The organism is Corynebacterium sp. Marseille-P3884, from assembly GCF_017942225.1.
Taxonomy (GTDB): domain Bacteria; phylum Actinomycetota; class Actinomycetes; order Mycobacteriales; family Mycobacteriaceae; genus Corynebacterium.
Genome location: NZ_JAGKSD010000006.1, coordinates 45,944 through 64,955 on the forward strand (window position 1 = coordinate 45,944; position 19,012 = coordinate 64,955).

The window sequence follows — 19,012 nt, forward strand, 5'->3', positions numbered from 1 at the left end:
GACACACACTGTGACTTTCGAGAACAACCCCGCCGCGTCGCTCCCCGTCGAACTGCAGGCCATGACTGTGGCCCGCTACCCGGAGGACTGGACTGCAGAAGACACCCGCGCAGTGGACACCGTGCGTGTGCTCGCCGCAGATGCTGTTGAGAACTGCGGTTCCGGCCACCCGGGCACCGCGATGTCGCTTGCCCCGCTGGCGTACACGCTCTACCAGCGTGTCATGCGCCACGACCCGGCTGATCCGCACTGGATCGGCCGCGACCGCTTCGTGCTGTCCAACGGCCACTCGTCGCTGACGCAGTACATTCAGCTCTACCTCGGTGGCTTCGGCCTCGAGATCGAGGACTTGAAGGCGCTGCGCACCTGGGGCGCCAAGACCCCGGGCCACCCGGAGTACAACCACACCGCCGGCGTGGAGATCACCACGGGCCCGCTCGGCCAGGGCCTCGCGTCGGCGGTCGGCATGGCCATGGCGTCACGACGCGAGCGCGGCCTCTTCGACCCGGACGCCGCCCCCGGTGAGTCGCCCTTCGACCACTTCATCTACGTCATCGCCGGCGACGGCGACCTGCAGGAAGGCGTGACCAGCGAGGCCAGCTCTCTGGCCGGCACTCAACAGCTGGGCAACCTCATCGCCTTCTGGGACGACAACCGCATCTCCATTGAGGACGACACCCAGATCGCCTTCAACGAAGACGTTCTCGCCCGCTACGAGGCGTACGGCTGGCAGACGCTCACCGTCGAATCCGGCGAAGACGTCACCGCGATCCTCGATGCCGTGGAGAAGGCGAAGGCCGAGACGGCGAAGCCGACGATGATCCGCGTCAAGACGGTCATCGGCTACCCCGCCCCGAACATGATGAACACCGGCGCTGTCCACGGCGCAGCTCTCGGCGCCGACGAGGTCGCAGCGGTCAAGGAAGTCCTCGGTTTCGACGCAGATGCTTCCTTCCCCGTCGAGGACAACGTCATCGCGCACACCCGCCAGCTCACCGAGCGCGGAGCCGAGGCCCACAAGCAATGGCAAGAGCTTTTCGACGCCTGGGCTGCCGCCAACCCCGACAACAAGGCCCTCCTCGATCGCCTTACCGCCCGCGAACTGCCGGAAGGCTGGGCTGACGAGCTGCCGACGTGGGAGCCGGACGAGAAGGGCATCGCCACGCGCAAGGCCTCCGAGGCATCCATCCAAGCGCTGGCAAAGACCCTGCCTGAGCTGTGGGGCGGTTCCGCCGACCTGGCCGGCTCGAATAACACCCTGATCAAGGGCGAGCCGTCGTTCGGCCCGGAGTCGATCTCCACCGAGAAGTTCACCGCGCACCCCTACGGCCGCAACCTGCACTTCGGTATCCGCGAGCACGGCATGGGCGCGATCATGAACGGCATCGCGCTGCACGGCAACACCCGCGTCTACGGCGGTACCTTCCTGATCTTCTCCGAGTACCTCTACCCCTCCATTCGCGTCGCGGCTCTCTCGGGTATCGACGGCTACTACGTCTTCACCCACGACTCCATCGGCCTCGGCGAAGACGGCCCGACCCACCAGCCGGTAGAGACCCTGACTGCTCTGCGCGCCATCCCGGACCTCGCGGTGATCCGTCCGGCTGATGCCAACGAGACCGCCGCCGCCTGGAAGGCAGCCCTCGAGGCCGACCCGCAGCCGAAGGCACTCGCCCTGTCTCGCCAGAACCTCCCCGTTCTCGAGGGCACCAAGGAGAAGGCCATCGACGGTGTCGCACGTGGCGCCTACATCCTCGTCGAAGCATCCACCGGCACGCCCGATGTCATCCTCATGGGCTCCGGCTCCGAGGTCCAACTCGCTGTCGCAGCAGCGAAGGAGCTCGAGGCGGACGGCATTGCCACCCGCGTCGTGTCCATGCCGTCGATGGACTGGTTCCTCCAGCAGGACCGCTCCTACATCGACGAGATCATCCCGCGCGACGTGCTTGCCCGCGTCTCCGTCGAAGCAGGCGTGGCCATGCCGTGGTTCCGCTTCACCGGCGACCAGGGCCGCAACGTCTCCCTCGAGCACTTCGGCGCATCCGCACCGGGTGCAGAACTCTTCGAGCGCTTCGGTTTCACCACCGACGCCGTCGTCGCCGCCGCCCGCGAGTCCCTCGACTCCGTGCGCACCCGCACCGCCGACTCGGCAGCTGACCCGCAGCGCGGTCCCGTGCGAGGGGACGGGGTGTAAGGGAAAACAGGGAAACGTCGATAAGCGAAAAGGAGCTACCCATGACCGCAATTGACCGCCTCGCCGAAATTGGCACTTCCACCTGGCTCGACGACCTGTCGCGCGAACGCATCGTCTCCGGCAACCTCGCCGAGATCAAATCCGCCAAGTCGCTGGCCGGAGTGACCACGAACCCGGCGATCTTCGCCAAGGCCATGTCCTCGGGCACCGCCTACGACGCGCAGATTGCCGAGCTCAAGGACGGAAAGGTCGGCGTCGACGAAGCTGTCTACGCCATGAGCGTCAAAGACGTCCAGGACGCCTGCGACCTGTTCCGCGACGTCTTCGACGCCACCGGCGGGCAGGACGGGCGCGTGTCCATCGAGGTCGACCCGCGCCACGCCGACGACGAAGCAGCAACCGTCGCCCACGCGAAGGAACTGTGGGAGTTCGTCGACCGACCGAACGTGATGATCAAGATCCCCGCCACCGACGCCTCCCTGCCCGCGATCACGCAGGCGCTCGCCGAGGGCATCTCCGTCAACGTCACGCTCATCTTCTCCGTCGAGCGCTACAAGCAGGTCATCGACGCCTACATTGCGGGCATTGAGCAGGCCGCTGCCAACGGGCACGACGTCTCCGGGATTCACTCCGTCGCTTCCTTCTTCGTCTCCCGCATGGACACCGAGGTGGACAACCGCCTCGACGCGATCGGCACCGACGAAGCACGCGCGCTCAAAGGCAAGGCCGGCATCGCGAACGCGCGCCTGGCGTACCAGCTGTTCCTCGATACGCTCAGCGACCTGCCGGACGGCGCCAACAAGCAGCGTCCGCTGTGGGCATCCACCGGCGTGAAGAACCCCGACTACCCCGCCGACATGTACGTCGTCGAGCTCGCGGGTCCCGACACCGTCAACACCATGCCCGAGCCGACCATCGACGCCACGCTCAACGGCGACAACGTCCGCGGCGACACGCTCAACGGCACCGCCGACGAGGCACGCGCCGTCTTCGAGCAGCTCGCCGCCGTAGGCATTGAGCTTGACGACGTCGTCTCCGTCCTCGAACGCGAAGGCGTTGATAAGTTCGTCGATGCGTGGCAGGAATTGCTCGACTCCATGCTCGAGAATTTGAAATAGCCAATTCCTTCGTCGCGGCCGCCCATTTAAGGTTTAATCTTCTTAATTGGAATCGCGGCCGCGACGCATCACGTGCGGCACACCTCACCCCAGCCCACCAGACGAAAGGCCAACGCCTGTGTCGAACCCGGCACCCGAAGAATGGAAGAACCCCCTCCGCTCGCATGCTGACCGGCGCCTCCCGCGGATTGCCGGCCCCTCCGGCATGGTCATCTTCGGTGTGACCGGCGACTTGGCCAAGCGGAAACTGCTGCCCGCCATCTACGACCTCGCCTACCGCGGACTCCTGCCCGCCGGCTTCACCCTCGTCGGCTTCGGCCGCCGCCCCTGGTCGAAGGAAGAATTCGAACACTACGTCCGCGAACAAGTCGAAGTAGGCGCCCGCACCGACTTCGACGAGCACGTCTGGGACCGCCTCGCCGAAGGCATGCACTTCGTCCAAGGCGCCTTTGACGACGACGCTGCCTTCGACTCCATGGCCGAGCTCCTCGACCACATGGACGCGACTCGCGGCACCGCCGGCAACTGGGCCTTCTACTTGTCCGTGCCGCCGGAGTACTTCTCCAATGTGATCGACCAGCTCGACCGCACCGGCATGGCGAAAGCACGCGATGGACAGTGGCGCCGCGTGATCATCGAGAAGCCCTTCGGCCACAACCTCGCCACCGCGCGCGAACTCAACGAGACCATCAACTCCGTGTTCCCCGAGCGCGCCGTCTTCCGCATCGACCACTACCTCGGCAAAGAGACCGTCCAGAACATCCTGGCCATGCGTTTTGCCAACCAGATGTTTGAGCCGCTCTGGAACGCCCAATTCGTCGACCACGTCCAGATCACCATGGCCGAGGACATCGGACTCGGCGGACGCGCCGGCTACTACGACGGCATCGGCGCCGCCCGCGACGTCATTCAGAACCATCTCCTCCAGCTCCTCGCACTGGTGGCCATGGATGAGCCAGTGTCTTTCTCCCCGCGGCAGCTGCGCTACGAAAAACTCAAGATTCTCCGCGCCACCAAGCCCATCGGCCCCTTCGAAGAGACCACCGCACGCGGCCAGTACACCGCCGGGTGGCAGGGCTCCGAGCAAGTCCTCGGCCTGCGCGAAGAGGACGGCTTCGACCCCGAGTCCACCACCGAGACCTACGCCGCGTGCACCCTCGGCGTGAACTCGCGCCGCTGGGCTGGCGTGCCGTTCTACCTGCGCACCGGCAAGCGTCTCGGACGTCGCGTCACCGAGATCGCGCTGGTATTCAAAAAGGCCCCGCACGAAGCATTCGGCCCAGGCCTGACCAGCCAGCTCGGCGCGAACACACTCGTCATCCGCGTCCAGCCCGATGAAGGCATCTTGCTCCGCTTCGGCTCCAAAGTCCCCGGCTCCACGATGGAAGTCCGCGACGTCAACATGGACTTCTCCTACACCGAAGCATTCACCGAGGAGTCGCCGGAAGCGTACGAGCGCCTCATTCTCGACGCGCTTCTCGACGAAACCGGTCTCTTCCCCACCGCCGCCGAAGTCGAACGCAGCTGGGAAATCCTCGACCCCATCCTCGACTACTGGGCCGCAAACGGCCGCCCCGACGAATACGCCGCCGGCACTTGGGGCCCCACCTCCGCAGACGAAATGATGGCCGCCCACGGACGGACCTGGCGCCGCCCGTAGACCTAAGGACGGAAAAGAGTCACAGATGATCATCACCATGTCCGACACCTCCACCCGGGAGATCACGAAGCTTCTGCTGGACACCCAGGAGAACTACTCGCTGGCTACCGGCCGTGTGCTCACTCTCATCGTCGTCGCAGACATCCACGACGACGTCGAATCCATCCTCGACCACGTCCGCACCGCCTCCCATGAGCACCCCTCGCGTGTGCTCATGCTCATCACCGGCAACCCCGACGGCGACAACGTTCTCGACGCCCAAGCGATACTCGCGGATGACGCAGGAGCCTCCGAAATCATCGTCATGGATTTGCACGGGGAGTTGGCGAACAACCTCGCGTCCGTCGTCACGCCTCTTTTGCTCCCAGACACCCCGATCGTCGCATGGTGGCCGTCGACCGCTCCCGCGCGTCCCGCCGAGCATCCGCTCGGGCAACTCGCGCACCGCCGCATCACCAACGCCCGCGAGAACGTCGACGGTAACTCGCTGCTGCGTCTCGCCAACGGCTACTGCCCTGGCGATTCTGACATGCTGTGGTCCCGCATCACGCACTGGCGCGGCGTCGTCGCCTCCGCGCTCGACCGCTACCCGCATGAACCTGTCACCGCCGTCGAGATCGACGGGCCTGCCGACGACCCGAGCGTCGACATCGCCGCCGCCTGGCTCTCCTCCGCCCTCGACGCGCCTGTTAACCGCATCTGCAGCGAACAAACCGAGAGCGAACCGACGCGGCTCTTTCCCATCCGCCGCCTCACCCTTGAACGCGCATCCGGGCCCGTGTCCGTCAGCGTCAAGGACGATAAGAGCATCCGCGTGCGCGTTCCGGGGATGCCCGATTCTTTCGTCGCGATGAGTACCCGCAGTGACGCCGACTGCCTCTCCGAGGAACTTCGCCACCTCGACCCCGACTGGGCGTACTCGCAGGCGCTGCGGTCACTGTCGAACGTGAATTTTGTCTAGAGTCATAAGGCAAGCAGTTTTTGAAGGAGCGATAGCAATGATTACCGTCGAGAACGTCCCCAATCTCGATGTGCTTATCGACGAAGCCTCTGCCCGCTTCGTCGACACCGTCACCGAGATCATTACCTCCGATACCGGCGGTGTGCACGGGGACGGAATCGCACGCGTAGTTTTCACCGGCGGCGGCGCCGGTATCAAGCTCCTGTCGCGCCTCGTGCGCGCCAAGAACCTCGACTGGTCCCGCATCCACGTCTTCTTCGGCGACGAACGCAATGTCCCCGTCTACGACCCGGACTCCAACGAAGGGCAGGCACGGTACGCCCTGCTCAACCACGTCAATATCCCGGAGTCCAATATTCACGGCTACCGCCCCGGCAACCTTCCGCTTGACGACGCAGCCGCGAACTACTCCAACGCCATCCACCAGCACGCTCCCCGGGGCTTCGACCTCCACCTCCTTGGCATGGGCCCCGACGGACACATTAACTCGCTGTTCCCCTCCTCCCCGCAGCTGAGCGAAGCAGACAAGCTCGTCGTCGGTGTCACCGACTCCCCGAAGCCGCCCGCTGAACGCATCACCCTGACGCTCCCCGCCGTCGCCCGCGCGAAGCAGGTCTGGCTCCTTGTGTCCGGCTCCGAAAAGGCCGAAGCCATCAGCCACCTCGTGGACGGCGAGCCCTCCGACGAATGGCCCGTCACGCGCGTTCCCGCCCTCGCGGATACCACCCTTTTCGTCACGGAGGACGCTTTCACCCCGGCGCAGTAGCTTTTCTCCCGGCACTGTGGCGCAGGCCCTGACTTTCGCGCTCACATACGGCAGCGACCTCATGCGCTAGTTTTTCGGGCGCGCCGAACTGGCCGTGGACATGCCTGATTCACGCTTTGTGCGTGGTCAGACTGTGTCTGCGGCCTTTTCGCTATTTCCCGAACAACAAGTGCATGGCACCAAACTGGTGTGTGCTGTTCGCCACTGGTGTTCCGCGCGGTGAAACCCATGTCGGTGTCCCATCGCGCACCTGTATTCGACCCCTGTTGTGCCTGTCGGGGTCATCGTCGTTGGTGCGGTTGTGGTACCTGCACAACACCGACAGGTTATTCATGTTTGTCGGCCCACCGCGGGCCCAGGGTTCGATGTGGTGGACCTCGCAGTTATCAGCAGCATGCCGGCAATCCGGCACAGGACACGTGGTCAGTGTTGCCCGGGCGAGGTCTCGTTGTTTCTTATTGGCGAACCGTTTCGTGTTGTACAGGTTCACCGGCCCTGCCTGCGGGTGGAACAGTGCGACTTCCAAGTCGGACCCGTGGAACCGAGTGAGGTACTCCGCACCAGTCATCGTCGTGCCATCAGACAGGCCCAAGATGGTGTCATCGCCTTGGCCGCCGAGGATCGAGATGTAATCCGGAAGCGGGATCTGGACCAGCGGCCGTGGAACAGCCTCAGGAACAGCACCGTCCTTGTGGAGCAGGTCGTGGAACGCCTCGTACATCTGCGGGCCCTCAGGACGATTAGCATCGAGTTTTTGGCGCAGCGCGTACTCAAGGGCAGCGATATCCCGCGCATCACCGGTGGCGCTAAAGGTGCGTTTACCTTTCCGCTCCTTGCCGAACCGCACCGTCGACTCAGGTGCAGGTGTATCCACCTCAGGGACGATGTCTTTGGCGCGGCGTTTCAACGTCTCGTAGTTCCCGCGCACAGACAGCAACGCGAGGCGGATCTTCCACTTTTCTTTTTCGGTGCCCAACTTGCGGACTCGTTGCTCGATGAGCACCAATTGATCCAGTGACTTCGCAGTCTGGCGGGCGACACGAACGGCATTAGCCTGCTGGCGGGAAAACCGGGTCTTTCCGTAATAGACCTCGTAGACGCCTTTCCAGTCGGCAACGCGGGTGGGGTTGGCGCCGGCGTCGACAAGCTGCTGGGCGTTGAAACTACCCAGCAAGTCGATGGCATTGCCCGCGCCGACATGCGCCGCGAATTGGTTCATGACACAAACGTTAAACGCCCCGCAACCCATCGTCTACGAAACGATGTCTACTTCAGTAGACATCGCCTAAACGAGCAGGTCACAGGGCGCAGAAATAGCCGAAACCCCGCCGCACACCGCGGTGTGAAAAAGCGTGGGGCGGGGTGTTGTGGGAGACAGTGTGGCGTCGTCAAGCGAAAGCGGGAGAAGGCCGTCGTCGACATCGAGATCAGTGAACGCCCAGCGAATTCAAAACTGGACAACTACATATTCGTCTACATTCGGGCGCAAGGCCGGATAACCAAGTCCGCGCACAACGACCCGTAGGAGCACCAATGGATGAAGCAGCCTGGAAGAACTTCAAACGCACATTCAAACAAGAGCTGGATCCTCGCATCGACGCAGCGGTAGAGCAGGGCGACGCTTCGACGCTGGTCGCTTTGTACAACCAGATGTGGGCCATGTTCCCCGGTGATGAGGAAGACACCGAGAAGCTCAAACTCATTCTGAACACCGCATTGGCGCAGATGATGCGACTGGGCGCCTACAACGACATGGCTCGGTGGTTCCACCGCTTCGCCCGGTGGTACCCGGAAGACGACCAGGAACGCCGGTTCTACGAGGGTGTGATCGAATGGCACGTTGGCTCCAAAGAGCGGGCACGGGCGATCTTTTCCGATCTGTACGAAGAGTTCGGTACGGCCGGGTTCGGCAAGGACAAGACTTATGTGGCTGTCGCTACGGGTGAGATCACCAGTCCCGAAGAAAATCCCGCACAGGAATCCGAAGTCGACTCACCGGAGGTGCAAGAACTCGCCGAGCGCATCAATGAACTGATGGATGCCGAGGATTACCGTTCTGCCATCGAATTGTGCCACCAAGGTTTGGCACTTCTGGGTAATCCCCGGTTGGCGGACGGGGCCATGTGGTTCTTAGGCACAATGGGCGATGCCCTAATAGAACTTGGAGACTGGCAGGCCGCCCGCGATGCGTTCTTCGAGGCAACGCAATCGCCCGGCGGAATCGAGAACCCGTATATCCAACTGCGGCTGGGTCAATGCGAGTACGAGCTCGGCTACGAGCGACCAGCCGCAAACGGGCTCATCGCGGCATACATGATGGTCCCGGAGATTTTTGAAGAAGAACCCCCGCGTTACCTCCAGTTCTTGAAGGATCAGGGGCTGATTTAGGCGGTCTGATTCTTACAGGCCGTATGCCTGGATCAGGTTGAGGCCGATGATGCAGACGATCCAGATGATCGCCACGGCCACGGTGTAGCGGTCGAGGTTCTTCTCCACGACGGTGGAACCGGACAGGTTCGCCTGGACGCCGCCGCCGAAGAGGGAGGACAGGCCGCCACCTTTGCCCTTGTGCAGCAGAACGAAGACAGTCATCAGCAGGGATGCGATGACGAGGATGATCTGCAGTGCGAGGGTCATGTGATGATGCCTCCATATCGGGTACGGGCGGTTAACCGTTCACATATTACATGAACGGGCAAGCTTCCCCAGCATCGGCGTGCCGGGGAAGCTTTGGGGTGAGGGCCTCTAGGCGCGGACTGCGTCGCCTGCGGCGGCGACGAGTTTGGCGAAGTCGTTGCCGTCGAGGGAAGCGCCGCCGACGAGGCCGCCGTCGACATCGGGTTGGCCGATGATGTCGGCAATGGTGTCGGCCTTCACGGACCCGCCGTAAAGGATGCGGATGGAGGAGGCGACGGTGTCGTCGGCAAGCTCGGCGATGAGGCCGCGGATGGCGGCGCAGATCTCCTGGGCGTCTTCAGCGGACGCGCTCTTGCCGGAGCCGATGGCCCACACGGGCTCGTAGGCGATCACGGTCTTGGCGAGTTCCTCGGTGGACAGGCCAGCGAGCGATTCGCGCGTTTGCTTGACGACGAAGCCCACGTGCTCCCCTGCCTCCCGCACATCCAAGGGCTCACCGACACAGACGATCGGGCTGATGCCGTTGTCGAGTGCGGCCTTGGCTTTAGAGGCGACGAGTTCGTTGGACTCGTTGTGGTAATCGCGGCGCTCGGAGTGGCCGACGACAACCCACGTGCAGTCCAGCTTGGCCAGCATCGCCGCGGAGATCTCGCCGGTGTAGGCACCGGACTCGTGGGCGGAGACGTCTTGGGCGCCGTAGGTGATCTTCAGCTTGTCGCCCTGGACGAGGGTCTGCAGGGACCGCAGGTCGGTGAAGGGGACGGTGAGGGCGACGTCGACGTCCTCGTAGTAGTCGCCCGGCAGCGCGAATGCGAGACGCTGCGCCTGGGAGATGGCCTCGAGGTGGTCGTGGTTCATCTTCCAGTTGCCGGCGATCAGTGGTGTGCGTGCCATTAGTAGTGGCTCCTTTCGCTCTAGTTCTGTTCCAGGACGGCGACGCCCGGAAGTTCCTTGCCTTCGACGAGCTCGAGGGAAGCGCCGCCGCCGGTGGAAATGTGGGAGAAGCCGTTCTCGTCGAGGCCGAGCGTGCGCACAGATGCGGCAGAGTCGCCGCCGCCGACGACGGTGAAGGAGCCGTTGTTCGCGGTGGCGTCGATCATGGCCTGGGCGACGGCGCGGGTGCCGTCGGCGAAGTTCGGCTTCTCGAACACACCCATGGGGCCGTTCCAGAACACGGTCTTGGAGTCGGCGATGATCTCTGCGTACTTCTTGGCGGTCTCCGGGCCGATGTCGAGGGACATCCAACCTTCAGGGGTGCCGTCGAGGTCGACGACCTTGCGGTCGGCATCGTTGTCGAATTCGGAGGCGACCACGAGGTCGACCGGCAGGACAATCTTGTCGCCGTACTTCTCGATGAGTTCCTTGCAGGTGTCCACCATCTCTTCCTGCAGCAGGGAGGCCTGGGTGTTGTGGCCCTGCGCGGTGAGGAAGGTGTAGCACATGCCGCCGCCGATGATGACCTTGTCAGCCTTCTCGGCCAGAGCCTCGATGACACCGAGCTTGTCGGAGACCTTGGAGCCGCCGAGCACGACGACGTACGGGGAGGTCGGGTTGTCCTTGACGGAGGCGAGCTTTTCCACCTCGTCCTGGACAAGGTAGCCGGCGTAGGCGGGAAGGCGCTTCGCTACGTCAAACACGGAGGCCTGTGCGCGGTGAACAACGCCGAAGCCGTCGGAGACGAAGGCGCCGTTGTCTGCGGCCAGGGCAGCGAGCTCGTCGGCGAAGGTGCCGCGCTCGGATTCGTCCTTGGAGGTCTCACGGCCGTCGAAACGCACGTTCTCGACGAGGAGCACATCGCCTTCGGACAGGCCGTTGGCACGCTCGTGAGCATCCTCGCCGGTGACGTCGGATGCCAGGGCGACGTACTGACCGAGCTTGTCGGACAGGGCCTCTGCCACAGGCTTGAGGGAGTACTTCGGGTTGACTTCACCTTTGGGACGGCCGAGGTGGGCGGTGAGGATGACCTTGGCGCCGCCGTCGATAAGCGCCTTGATGGTGCGCAGCGACGCGTCGATGCGTCCGGCGTCCGTGATGTTGCCGTCGTCGTCGAGCGGGACGTTGAAGTCAGAGCGGACGAGCACGTGGCGTCCGTCGACGCCCTCCTTGAGCAGTTCGTCGATGGAACGTACAGCCATGATTTTTACTCCTTGGAATCAGGGTGAAACGAGCAAAACCCGGACAGGGTGCGAGATTGCACTCTACCCGGGCATCGCGATTGGAAGTTGTGGTTTAGAGGTTGTCCGCGACGTGCTTGGTCATGCGGATGTACTGGGACGTGTACGAGAACTCGTTGTCGTACCAGGAGATGATCTTCACCAGGTTGCCGTCGATGACGCGGGTCATGCCGGCATCAAAGATGGCACCGTGGGAGTTACCGATGATGTCGGAAGACACGATCGGATCCTCGGTGTACTCGAGCGCGCGACCGAACTCGGTGTCCTGCACAGCGTTCTTGACTGCCTCGTTGACCTCCTCGACAGTGACGTCCTTGCCAACGGTGACGGTGAGGTCGGTCGCGGAACCGGTGATGGTCGGCACGCGCATCGCGAAGCCGTCGAGCTTGCCCTCGAGCTCCGGCAGGACGAGCGCGACGGCCTTGGCGGCACCGGTCGTCGTCGGGACGATGTTCTGGGCTGCGGCGCGGGCGCGGCGCAGATCCTTGTGCGGCGCGTCCTGGATGCGCTGGTCGCCGGTGTAGGCGTGAATCGTGGTCATCAGGCCGCGCTCGATGCCGAATGCGTCGTTGAGGACCTTAGCCACCGGAGCCAGGGAGTTGGTGGTGCAGGACGCGGCGGAGATGATCGTGGCGTCGTTGGTGTAGTCGGTGTGGTTGACGCCCCACACGTAGGTACCGTCGACCTCTTTGCCCGGTGCGGAGATGATGACCTTCTTGGCGCCGGCGTCGATGTGGGCCTTCGCCTTCTCGCCGTTGGTGAAGATGCCGGTGCACTCGAGCACGATGTCCACGTCGGCGTCGCCCCATGCGAGGTTTGACGGATCCTTCTCGGCGGTGACTTCGATGCGCTTGCCGTCAACGGTGATCGACTCATCGTCGTACGTGACCTCGCGGCCGATCTGGCCGTAGGCGGTGTCGTACTTGGTCAGGTGAGCCAGGGTCTCGTTGTCGGTGAGATCGTTGATCTTCACCACCTCGAGGTCGTCGGCGTACTCGTTGAGGATAATGCGGAACGCGGAGCGGCCGATGCGGCCGAAGCCATTGATGCCAATACGGGTGGTCATGTGTGAGTGCTCCTTCGGGGAGTATTGGGTTCCTTCTCTTAGACCGTGCGATGTTTCTTTGTCAATTCGCGGTCTCCGAAACCCAGTGTAGAGAATTGGCCTCTCCCCCGCAGTCGCTTTTCGACGACTGCGTACCCCACCTTTCCAGCACCGTTACGGCACCAAGCGCGAACTATGCTTCCTCGTCGACGGCAGCGTGGGTGTCGGGGATGCCGAGTTCTTCGGCGCGTTTGTCCGCGAGCGAGAGCAGTCGGCGGATGCGTCCGGCAACGGCGTCTTTGGTCATCTGGGGGTCGGCGAGGCGGCCGAGTTCCTCGAGGGAGGCATGGCGGTGCTTGACGCGGAGGTAACCGGCGTCGGCAAGGTGCTCGGGCACGTCGTCGCCGAGAATGTTCATGGCGCGGTCGACGCGGGCGGCCGCTGCGGCGGCTGCTTGGGCGGAGCGGCGCTGGTTCGCATCATCGAAATTGGCGTGGTGGCTGGCACTGGTGCGCTCATCGCGAATCTTGCGTTTTTCGTCCCATTCGAGGCGGGTGCGGGGTGCGCCCATGCGGGACAGGAGGATGCCGATGGCGTCGCCGTCGCGCACGAAGACGCGCTCGGTGCCGCGGGTCTCTTTGGTCTTGGCCGGCACGGACAGGCGCCGTGCGAGTCCGACGAGCGCCAGGGCGGTCTCCTGCCGTGGGCAGATCACTTCGAGATTGGAGGTGCGGCCGGGTTCGGTGAGGGCTCCGCGCGCGAGGAATGCCCCGCGCCATGCAGCTTCGACCTCGGCGGTGGTGCCGGAAATGATTGTGCGGGGCAGCCCCACCACTGGGTGGCCGGAGGCAGTGACGAGCTTGAAGCGGCGGATGACATCGCGGGCGCCGTCGGTCACGGTGACTTCGTAGCGAGTCTCGCGGGAATTGCTGCCAGCTGCAACGGAGTCGACGGCCACGTCGACCTCGCATACGTCGCGGATGGTGGTGGCGAGGTGATCAGCCACGGCGAGCTCGGCGAAATCGGCATGCACCTCGATGCCGTGCAGCCCCTGGGTGAACTCCCCTGCCACGCGGAGCATCGCGGTCGCCTCGGCGATGCGGGCGTCTGTCCCTGACGGGGTGACCGCCAGCAATTCGTCTTTGACTTTCGCTGTCAACGCCACGTGAGAATTCTCCCTTTCCCTGGTGCCAGCAACGTTTCGTGAATGAACCGGTAGCTGTGCGACAGTCTAGTTTCCGTCGAGTTCCGCCGTGATGGCAGCTGCCAATTTGTCCGGATCGTGCCTGTTCATGGGCTCACCCGATGCATCGATTTCGCGGAGATCCGCGAACACCATCCGCGCGCCAGCTTGGTCGGCGGTGCGTGTGAGATAGCTGCGTTCCCCTGCGGTCAGGTCGGTGCCGTTGTCGACTAAGAACATGTCCACGCGTAGCTCGGGTGCATGTTGGCTCAAAACATGAATGTGGCGTTCGGTGGAAAATCCGGGGGTCTCCCCCGCTTCAGGCGAGAGATTGAGGATCACCACGACGGTGGCCTTGGTCTCGTTCAAGGCCGCCACGATCTCCGGGATGAGCAGGTGCGGCAGCACTGAGGAAAACCAGGACCCGGGACCGATGGTGACGATGTCGGCGTTCAAGATAGCGTCCACCGCTTCCGGGTTCGCGGCTGGCTGGGCCGGGTGCAGGCGAACGCGGCGGACGGATCCAGGGGTCGTGGCGACGGCGACTTGGCCGCGGACGGAACGGATCAGACGCGGGTCGTCGTCAAGCCCGGCGACTTCTGCTTCGATGTCGAGCGGTTCGAGCGCGACCGGCAGGACACGTCCTTTGGCGGACGTCCAGCGCGCGACGGTATCGAGTGCTTGCTGGATATTTCCCGTCATTTCGGTGAGGCCCGCGATGATGAGGTTGCCGACGGCGTGCCCCGCCATGGCCCCGTTGCCGCCGAAGCGGTGCTGTAATGCGTCGCGGCGGAGATCACCGTCGTCAGTTTCGGGGGTCAGCGCCGCCATGGCCATGCGCAGGTCGCCGGGAGGGATGACAGCGAGTTCGCGGCGCAGACGGCCGGAGGACCCGCCGTCGTCGGCGACGGTCACAACGGCGTGGACGCGGCAGGCCTCTGGGTCGCAACCGTCGCCGTCTTGTGCGCTGGTCATGCGTTTAGCGGCGATCAAGGTCTGATGCAGGCCGTGGCCGCCACCGAGACTGGTGATGCGGAGTTGGGTCATGGTCGGGTTGCTGTTCTTTCTAGTGGCGCTGCAGGTCGCGGTGCATGACTGAGACGTCGAGGCCTGCTTGCTGGGCGAGCCTGCGGCCGACTTCCTCAGAAATCGCGACGGATCGGTGGTGGCCGCCGGTGCAGCCGATTCCGACGGTGACGAAGTCTTTTCCTTCGTGTTTGTATCCGTCCATCATAGAGGTCAGTAGTTTCACGACACCATCGACGAAGTCCCCGGCGCCAGGACGCGAGAGCACGTAGTCGCTGACCGGTTTGTCGACGCCGCGGAAGTGGCGGAGCTCCTCGATCCAGTAGGGATTCGGCAGGAAGCGGACGTCGAAAACGAGGTCGGCGTCGCGCGGCGAGCCGTGCTTGAAGCCGAAGGATTGAACGGTGACGTGCTGTTTGGCGGAGTCGAGGTCGCCGATGGACGCTTCGATGGCGCGGCGCAGGTCGTGGATGGACAGGTTCGAGGAATCGATGATCACATCGGCGGTGTCGCGCACGCGGGCAAGTTCGGCGCGTTCGCGGGCGATGCCGACGCTCAAGGGGTTGTCGCCCTGGAGAGGGTGAGTGCGCCGGACGCTGTCGAAGCGGCGGATGAGGACATCATCACGCGCTTCAAGGTAGAGCACGAAGGGGTTGAAGCCACGGTCGCGCGCGACGCTGATCATCTCCATCAGGGAGCCTTTGAAGATGCGGGCGCGAACATCGGTGACGACGGCGAGCTTGTCCACGGGCGAGTCTTTGCGCGCCGCGAGGTCCATGAGCTCGAGGATGAGTTGCGGCGGGAGGTTCTGGGAGACGAAGTAGCCCTTGTCCTCGAAGACTTTCGCGGCGGAGGACAGCCCGCCACCGGAAAGACCCGTGATAATGACGGGTCGCAGCTCAGTTGGGGTGGTCATGTGCCCCATCGTATCCAATTGCACGCTTGACGACGTCAGCTTTTCCGCAGATGCTCGTACACCGTTTCCGCGAGCTTGGGACCAATCCCCTTGACTTCTGCGATGTCGTCGACGCTGGCTTGTTTGAGCTTTTTCACGCTGCCGAAGTGCTTGACTAGGTCGCTGCGGCGGGCGGGACCGAGGCCGGGGATCCCGTCGAGGGCGGAAGCGCGCATGCGTTTGGAGCGTTGCTGCCGGTGGTAGGTGATGGCGAAGCGGTGCGCTTCGTCGCGGATCTGCTGCAGCAGGTACATGCCTTCGGAATTGCGGGGCAAGATGAGGGGTTCATCGTCATCAGGCACCCAGATCTCTTCAAGGCGTTTGGCGAGACCGATGAGGGTGACGTCGATAATGCCGAGCTCGTCGAAGACTTTCTGCGCGGCGGTGACTTGCGGCTTGCCGCCGTCGACGATGAACAGCTGCGGCGGGTACGCGAACCGCTTGTTGTCGGTGGTCTCCGTGGAAGAGTCGGCGAGTTCCTCGTCGGTGAAGCTGGTCTCGTCGAGGTCCGGGTCTTCGGGGTTGGCCAGCTTGTCCTGGTTGTGGCGCTTGAAGCGCCGGCGAGTCACCTCGGCGATGGAGCCCACGTCGTCGCTGCGGCCGTCGCCCGCGGCTTCCTTGATGCGGTAGCGGCGGTAGTCGGATTTCTTGGGCAGCCCGTCTTCGAAGACGACGAGCGAGGCGACGACGTCGGTGCCCTGAATGTGGGAGATATCGGTGCACTCGATGCGCAAGGGTGCGTCATCCATGCCGAGGGCGTCTTGAATGTCCTGGAGTGCCTGCGATCGCGCGGTGAGGTCGCCGACGCGCTTCAGCTTGTGCTGGCGCAGCGATTCCTTGGCGTTGCGCTGGACCGTCTCCATGAGCGCTTTCTTGTCGCCGCGCTGCGGGACGCGGAATTCGACAGGGCCGCCGCGGAGCTGTTCCAACAGTGCCCGGGTCTCTTCCGGCTCGTCCGGCATCACTTGAACGAGAATTTCGCGTGGGACAGGCATCGGCGGGCGGATTTTCTCGTGCGATTCCTGGTCGACACCGCGGCGCCGGACCTTCTTGGCCGCCAGCCGTTCATCCTCGGCTTTTTCCTGCTCCATGCGTTCGACAGCATCGGAATAGTGCTGCACCAGGAAATTCTGCATGAGGGCGGGCAAGGCGGGATCGGCTTCGCCGTCGTCAAGCCGTGTGAGCGATCCCGGCTCGTCTCCCGTTTTCTCGACGACCCACCCGCGCTGCGAGCGGATCCGACCCTCGCGCACGGCGAAGATCTGCACGGCGGCCTCGAGCTCGTCGGTGTCGAAGGCGATGATGTCGGCGTCCGTGTCGATGCTGAGCACGACTGTCTGGCGCTCCATGACCTTGTTGACGGCACCGAGATCGTCGCGCAGCCGCGCCGCTTTTTCGAATTCGAGGTTCTCGCTCGCCTCCATCATCTGGCTGGTGAGTCCTTTGACCACAGCGTCGGTCCGGCCAGACATGAAGCCCATGAAGCCGGAGACGATCTCGTCGTACTCTGCCTCGTCGACACGTTGCACGCAGGGCGCGGAGCACTTGTCGATATACCCGAGCAGGCACGGCCGCCCGAGCTGCTCGTGGCGGTTGAAGACGCCGTTGGAGCACGTCCGGACGGGGAAGACCCGCGTGAGCAGGTCCAGCGTTTCGCGTACAGCCCAGGCGTGGGAGAACGGCCCGAAATAGCGCACGCCTTTGCGGCGCGGACCGCGGTAGAAGAACGCGCGCGGGTAGCGCTCCCCCACGCTGACGGCGAGCATCGGGTACGTCTTGTCGTCGCGGTACATGACGTTGAACCACGGGTCGTACCGCTTGATCCAGGTGTATTCGAGCTGGAGCGCTTCGACTTCACTGGCGACGACGGTCCACTCCACCTTGGAAGCGGTAAACACCATCTGGCGGGTACGCGGGTGGAGCTGCTCCGGCGGCTGGAAGTAGTTGTTCAGGCGGACGCGGAGATTTTTCGCTTTGCCGACGTAGACGACGCGTCCGGCGCCGTCGCGGAATTTATACACACCCGGCTCGGTGGGAATCGTCCCGGGCGCGGGGCGGTAGGTAGCTGGGTTGACCACAGCGACTGCCCCTAGTCTTCCGGCATGTAGCGGGCCTCGAGACGGCGGAATTCCTTCACCGACTCGACAGCGCGCTCTTTATCGCCTGACTGAATGGCCCACAGCGGGACGTACTCAAATTCAGGGAGTTCGAGGCGGGCCATGCGTGAGCCGCGCGGGAACGACAGGCCGTAGACGACGACCCACGGGTAGAAGCGGGTCCCGATGATATTGCGGACCTCCACCCCGTCCTCGTTCGCGCGGACGCGTGGGCGGGTGAGCGCCAGCCACACGAGCACGGACAGGATGAGCCCGATCGCCGGGAAAGCAAACTTATCGACGGTCGTGATCGCCGCCCCCGTGAATTCCACGTCCACCATCACGCCGGTGAAGATGTGCGCCGCCATGATCACGATGACGGCAGCGAGAGCAACGCGACGCAGGTATTTCGAGGCGATTTCAACTTCCCACGGCTTGGTCGAGGTGACCGCGTGCGGGTCGAGTGCGTTGAAAAGGGCAAAATCGCGGTCACGGTCAGGGATGTGCTCGTTGCCTCCGTTGTCGGCCTTGGCTACCTCGTTGACCACGTGTCTCCCCTTTGTCGTTCCTTTTCTCGCGCAAGCGCTGCGCGGCGGGGCCATGGTCGCGTGTGCCCCGCCGCTGTGTCGCTGACTGCGAAAGCCAGCCCTGTTACTGCGGTGTCTTTTTACCAGGCGTCGTGAGCGTCGCCGCGGGTGAGCTTCATCAGCGGGAAGCGCTCGATTTCTTCCATGACCTTGGCCGCACCGACAGCGGCGGCGAATGCCTCTGCGCCCTTGTCCTCGTGGGCGTCCGGGCCGCCGGTGCGGTCCATCGCCTGCGCGTAGGTGTCCACAGTGAGGACACCGTTGCCGACCGGGACAGACATGTCCAGGGCGACGCGAGTGAGGCCGTCGGTGACGGAACGGCAGACGTAGTCGAAGTGCGGGGTTTCGCCGCGGATGACGCAGCCGAGAGCCACCACAGCGTCGAAGCGCTTGGACGCGGCCTGCGCCATGAGCGGGAGCTCCATTGCGCCAGAGACCATGAAGACATGGACCTCAGCACCAGCTGCTTCAGCCAGCTCCACTGCGCGTTGGATCAGGTGGTCCACGACCTCAGCGTTCCACTCGGTTCCGACGACGGCAACACGCATGCCTTTCGCGTCGATCTTATCCGGTGACGTGTCGGGCGCTCCGAAAATCATGGTTGCTCCTT

General features: G+C 63.9%; 17 protein-coding genes. 6 read left to right on the forward strand and 11 right to left on the reverse strand.

What is annotated here, in order from left to right:
• Positions 1-61: 61 nt before the first annotated feature.
• The 5 genes from tkt to pgl all read left to right on the forward strand — a co-directional run bounded on the left by tkt (position 62) and on the right by pgl (position 6,699).
• A complete protein-coding gene (tkt, locus tag J5Y21_RS05005) occupies positions 62-2,194 on the forward strand; it encodes a transketolase (protein WP_210573542.1) in 2,133 nt (710 codons plus the stop codon).
• A gap of 41 nt (positions 2,195-2,235) precedes the next feature.
• Positions 2,236-3,312: a transaldolase gene (tal, locus tag J5Y21_RS05010; RefSeq protein ID WP_210573372.1), complete on the forward strand. Its 1,077-nt coding sequence runs from the start codon at positions 2,236-2,238 to the stop codon at positions 3,310-3,312.
• Positions 3,313-3,430: 118 nt separating this feature from the next.
• Positions 3,431-4,972, forward strand: a complete 1,542-nt coding sequence (gene zwf, locus J5Y21_RS05015) for a glucose-6-phosphate dehydrogenase (protein ID WP_210573373.1) — start codon at positions 3,431-3,433, stop codon at positions 4,970-4,972.
• Between the two features lie 25 nt (positions 4,973-4,997).
• Positions 4,998-5,933 (forward strand): glucose-6-phosphate dehydrogenase assembly protein OpcA, encoded by a 936-nt coding sequence (locus tag J5Y21_RS05020; RefSeq protein ID WP_210573374.1) that lies wholly within the window; start codon positions 4,998-5,000, stop codon positions 5,931-5,933.
• 37 nt (positions 5,934-5,970) lie between these two features.
• Entirely contained in the window at positions 5,971-6,699 is a 729-nt protein-coding gene (pgl, locus tag J5Y21_RS05025; protein ID WP_210573375.1) for a 6-phosphogluconolactonase, read from the forward strand.
• Positions 6,700-6,850: 151 nt separating this feature from the next.
• On the opposite strand, the gene J5Y21_RS05030 is transcribed toward pgl, so the two are convergent.
• Complete coding sequence (locus J5Y21_RS05030; protein WP_210573376.1) at positions 6,851-7,918, reverse strand: HNH endonuclease signature motif containing protein; 1,068 nt, start codon at positions 7,916-7,918, stop codon at positions 6,851-6,853.
• Positions 7,919-8,232: 314 nt separating this feature from the next.
• Here J5Y21_RS05030 and J5Y21_RS05035 point away from each other — a divergent pair, with 314 nt between their 5' ends.
• Positions 8,233-9,087 (forward strand): hypothetical protein, encoded by an 855-nt coding sequence (locus tag J5Y21_RS05035; protein ID WP_210573377.1) that lies wholly within the window; start codon positions 8,233-8,235, stop codon positions 9,085-9,087.
• A 12-nt stretch (positions 9,088-9,099) separates the two neighbouring features.
• On the opposite strand, the gene secG is transcribed toward J5Y21_RS05035, so the two are convergent.
• The 10 genes from secG to ribH all read right to left on the reverse strand — a co-directional run bounded on the left by secG (position 9,100) and on the right by ribH (position 19,001).
• Complete coding sequence (gene secG, locus J5Y21_RS05040) at positions 9,100-9,336, reverse strand: preprotein translocase subunit SecG (protein ID WP_076599434.1); 237 nt, start codon at positions 9,334-9,336, stop codon at positions 9,100-9,102.
• A gap of 108 nt (positions 9,337-9,444) precedes the next feature.
• Positions 9,445-10,230, reverse strand: a complete 786-nt coding sequence (gene tpiA / locus J5Y21_RS05045) for a triose-phosphate isomerase (protein WP_210573379.1) — start codon at positions 10,228-10,230, stop codon at positions 9,445-9,447.
• Between the two features lie 20 nt (positions 10,231-10,250).
• Positions 10,251-11,471: a phosphoglycerate kinase gene (locus J5Y21_RS05050; protein ID WP_210573382.1), complete on the reverse strand. Its 1,221-nt coding sequence runs from the start codon at positions 11,469-11,471 to the stop codon at positions 10,251-10,253.
• Positions 11,472-11,565: 94 nt separating this feature from the next.
• A complete protein-coding gene (gap, locus tag J5Y21_RS05055) occupies positions 11,566-12,576 on the reverse strand; it encodes a type I glyceraldehyde-3-phosphate dehydrogenase (protein ID WP_210573384.1) in 1,011 nt (336 codons plus the stop codon).
• 172 nt (positions 12,577-12,748) lie between these two features.
• Positions 12,749-13,720: a DNA-binding protein WhiA gene (whiA, locus tag J5Y21_RS05060; protein WP_210573386.1), complete on the reverse strand. Its 972-nt coding sequence runs from the start codon at positions 13,718-13,720 to the stop codon at positions 12,749-12,751.
• A 66-nt stretch (positions 13,721-13,786) separates the two neighbouring features.
• A complete protein-coding gene (gene yvcK / locus J5Y21_RS05065) occupies positions 13,787-14,785 on the reverse strand; it encodes a uridine diphosphate-N-acetylglucosamine-binding protein YvcK (protein ID WP_210573388.1) in 999 nt (332 codons plus the stop codon).
• Positions 14,786-14,804: 19 nt separating this feature from the next.
• On the reverse strand, positions 14,805-15,680 hold the full coding sequence (gene rapZ / locus J5Y21_RS05070) for an RNase adapter RapZ (RefSeq protein ID WP_210573390.1): 876 nt from the start codon (positions 15,678-15,680) through the stop codon (positions 14,805-14,807).
• A 35-nt stretch (positions 15,681-15,715) separates the two neighbouring features.
• On the reverse strand, positions 15,716-17,797 hold the full coding sequence (uvrC, locus tag J5Y21_RS05075; RefSeq protein ID WP_210573392.1) for an excinuclease ABC subunit UvrC: 2,082 nt from the start codon (positions 17,795-17,797) through the stop codon (positions 15,716-15,718).
• A gap of 11 nt (positions 17,798-17,808) precedes the next feature.
• The gene (locus J5Y21_RS05080; protein ID WP_349236947.1) at positions 17,809-18,318 is read right to left on the reverse strand and encodes a PH domain-containing protein; all 510 of its coding nucleotides are present in this window, start codon (positions 18,316-18,318) and stop codon (positions 17,809-17,811) included.
• 164 nt (positions 18,319-18,482) lie between these two features.
• A complete protein-coding gene (gene ribH / locus J5Y21_RS05085) occupies positions 18,483-19,001 on the reverse strand; it encodes a 6,7-dimethyl-8-ribityllumazine synthase (protein WP_210573396.1) in 519 nt (172 codons plus the stop codon).
• Positions 19,002-19,012: the final 11 nt, after the last annotated feature.

Excerpts from the sequence above, each read along its gene's own strand:
- tkt (WP_210573542.1), top strand. The coding sequence starts at position 62 with ATGACTGTGGCCCGCTACCCGGAGGACTGGACTGCAGAAGACACCCGC.
- tal (WP_210573372.1), top strand. The coding sequence starts at position 2,236 with ATGACCGCAATTGACCGCCTCGCCGAAATTGGCACTTCCACCTGGCTC.
- J5Y21_RS05020 (WP_210573374.1), top strand. The coding sequence starts at position 4,998 with ATGATCATCACCATGTCCGACACCTCCACCCGGGAGATCACGAAGCTT.
- pgl (WP_210573375.1), top strand. The coding sequence starts at position 5,971 with ATGATTACCGTCGAGAACGTCCCCAATCTCGATGTGCTTATCGACGAA.
- J5Y21_RS05030 (WP_210573376.1), bottom strand. The coding sequence starts at position 7,918 with ATGAACCAATTCGCGGCGCATGTCGGCGCGGGCAATGCCATCGACTTG.
- J5Y21_RS05035 (WP_210573377.1), top strand. The coding sequence starts at position 8,233 with ATGGATGAAGCAGCCTGGAAGAACTTCAAACGCACATTCAAACAAGAG.
- secG (WP_076599434.1), bottom strand. The coding sequence starts at position 9,336 with ATGACCCTCGCACTGCAGATCATCCTCGTCATCGCATCCCTGCTGATG.
- tpiA (WP_210573379.1), bottom strand. The coding sequence starts at position 10,230 with ATGGCACGCACACCACTGATCGCCGGCAACTGGAAGATGAACCACGAC.
- J5Y21_RS05050 (WP_210573382.1), bottom strand. The coding sequence starts at position 11,471 with ATGGCTGTACGTTCCATCGACGAACTGCTCAAGGAGGGCGTCGACGGA.
- gap (WP_210573384.1), bottom strand. The coding sequence starts at position 12,576 with ATGACCACCCGTATTGGCATCAATGGCTTCGGCCGCATCGGCCGCTCC.
- yvcK (WP_210573388.1), bottom strand. The coding sequence starts at position 14,785 with ATGACCCAACTCCGCATCACCAGTCTCGGTGGCGGCCACGGCCTGCAT.
- rapZ (WP_210573390.1), bottom strand. The coding sequence starts at position 15,680 with ATGACCACCCCAACTGAGCTGCGACCCGTCATTATCACGGGTCTTTCC.
- ribH (WP_210573396.1), bottom strand. The coding sequence starts at position 19,001 with ATGATTTTCGGAGCGCCCGACACGTCACCGGATAAGATCGACGCGAAA.